Raw genomic sequence first — 2,640 nt, 5'->3', positions numbered from 1 at the left:
GCTGGAGGCCCGCTGGCATGTCTCCAGCTTTATGGACATCCTCGAACTGCCGCCCTTTGCGGCACTGGAGCTGCGCTCATGAAAAACACGCATGGAGGCAACCTGCACGACCTTGCGGCCCGCTGCGGCTGCAAGCCGGAAGAAGTGCTCGATTTCAGCGCCAACATCAACCCGCTCGGGCCGCCTGAGCAGCTCTGGCACGTGCTGGCGGCGCGGATGCAGGAGATAGTCCACTATCCTGACCCTGACGCGTCCGAGTTGATCAAAGCCATTTCCAACCGCCATCGGATCGCGTCTGGACAGATCATCGTCGGCAACGGCACCTCCGAGCTGCTTCACGCGGCTGTCCGCGCCTTCAAGCCGCAGCGGGCGGTAATTCCTGTGCCCGCCTATGTTGACTACCGTCACGCCTGCGCCAAGGCCGGGGTCAAGGTGCTGGCTGTGCCGCTGCCGGAGGAGGAGGGCTTTCAGCCAGACATGCGCGCCATCTACGGCATCCTTCGTCCAGGCGACCTGCTCATTCTCGGCCAGCCGAACAACCCCACCGGCAAGCTGACAGACCGGAACAAGCTGCTGGCCTTGGCCGACCGCTGCCCGGAGACGCTCTTCCTTGTTGACGAGGCTTTCGCCGGCTTTGTCGAGGGCTATGAGAGCGTGGCCTGCTGCCGGGAGAACATCATCACCCTCTGCTCTCTGACCAAGATCTACGCTGTGCCGGGCCTGCGTCTGGGCTTCCTTGCCGCTGCGGAGCAGCACTGCGAGACCGTCCGCAGCCAGATTGCGCCCTGGGCGGTGAACACGCTGGCCCAGGCTGCCGGAGCCTTTGCCTTGGGCGAGGAGGACTACATCCGTCAGAGCCGGGAAAGCGTGCGCCGCTGCCGGGAGCAGCTCTGCCGGGACATAGCCGCAGAGCTGCCGCAGATCCGGGTTACTGAGGGTGCGGCCAACTTCCTGCTCCTGCGCCTGCAAGAGCGGATCACTGCGGCCAAGCTGGCGGAAAGGCTGCTGCTGGATTTCAAGATCGCCATTCGCGTCTGCACAGACTACGAGGGCTTGGACAGCCAGTATTTCCGCATCGCAGTGCGTTCAGAAGAGGAGAACAGCCGCTTGGTCGAAGCCTTGCGGGCCGAGCTGATGCCCAGCAAGCAGCCGACGCATCAGAGCCGACGCAAGACCCCGGCCCTGATGCTGCTTGGCACTGGCTCAGACGTGGGCAAGAGCGTGATTGCCGCCGGACTGTGCCGGATGCTGCTGCAAGACGGCCTGCGGGTCGCGCCCTTCAAGGCCCAGAACATGTCCCTCAATTCCTGCGTGACCAAAGACGGCGGTGAGATAGGCCGCGCTCAGGCTGTGCAGGCTCAGGCCTGCCGTCTTGACCCGGATGTGCGCATGAACCCGATCCTGCTCAAGCCGAACTCGGAGCTAGGCAGTCAGGTTATAGTATTGGGCAAGCCGGTCGGCAACATGCGCGTGGCCGAGTATGTGCGCTACAAGGAGGAGGCCTGGCGGACAGTCTGCGCCGCCTACGACAATCTGGCCGCCAAGCACGACTGCATGATCCTGGAGGGCGCAGGCAGTCCGGGAGAAGTCAACCTCAAGGCGCACGACATCGTCAACATGCGCATGGCCCAGCACGCCCAAGCTCCGGCCCTCCTGATCGGCGACATAGACCGGGGCGGGGTCTACGCCTCCTTTGTCGGCCATGTCGAGGTGATGGTGCCGTGGGAGCGCAGGCTGCTGGCCGGTTTCATTGTCAACCGCTTCCGGGGCGATGCCTCGCTCCTGAGCGACGCGCACCGCTTTCTGGAGCGGCGCACAGGCAGGCCGGTCTTTGGCGTGGTGCCCTGGCTGCCTGAGCTTGGCCTGCCGCAGGAGGATTCGGTCGGCTTCAAGGCAGGCGTGTGCGACCGCCCGCAGCCTGCCGGGCCGCATATTGAGATTGCCCTGATTGACCTGCCGCATATCTCCAACTTCACCGATCTGGAGCCGCTGCTGGCCGAGCCGGATGTCTGGCTGCGGACTGTGCGGAAGGCTGAGGACTTGGGGCAGCCGGACTGCGTCATTCTGCCCGGCTCCAAGAATGTTCCGGCTGATCTTGCCTGGCTGAAGGCGGGCGGCTTGGACGAGGCTGTGCGCGGGCTGGCCGAGGCAGGCGCGGAGATCATCGGCATCTGCGGCGGCTTCCAGATGCTTGGTCATTCGGTGTCCGACCCGCACGGCTTGGAGGGGAGTCCAGGTAGCCTCAGCGGCGGCCTCGGCCTGCTCGATCTGAGCACCGAGCTGGCAGAAGAGAAGACCCTCAGCCGCAGGCGGGGCATTCATCTGCCTTCCGGCCAGCTTGTGCGCGGCTATGAGATTCATCATGGCCTGAGCCAGACGGCTGCGGCGGCACTGCTTTCCTTTGAGAGCGGCGACATCTGCGGCTGCGCGGACCGCAGCGGCAGAATCTGGGGCAGCTACCTGCATGGCATCTTTGATGCCGACATCTTCCGCCGCTGGCTGATCAACCGCCTGCGCCTGCGCAAGGGGCTGGCCGCCTTGGACGGCGCAGGAACACGCTATGACATCGAGCCTGCTCTTGACCGGCTGGCGGACGCGCTGCGGCAGCACTTGGACATAGACAGACTGCACCGGCTGCTG

Annotated in this window: 1 protein-coding gene; it reads left to right on the top strand. The window is 64.8% G+C overall.

Going from position 1 to position 2,640, the window contains the following annotated elements; all coding sequences use genetic code 11:
* Positions 1-78 precede the first annotated feature (78 nt).
* On the top strand, positions 79-2,640 hold a 2,562-nt coding region (locus tag ACNKID_RS05630; RefSeq protein WP_417912457.1), incomplete at its 3' end, for a cobyric acid synthase.

Origin of the sequence: Candidatus Electronema sp. TJ, assembly GCF_048287355.1 — a bacterium.
Taxonomy (GTDB): Bacteria; Desulfobacterota; Desulfobulbia; order Desulfobulbales; family Desulfobulbaceae; genus Electronema.
The sequence above is the reverse complement of the archived record's forward strand: the minus strand, read 5'-3'. Positions and strand labels throughout refer to the sequence as shown.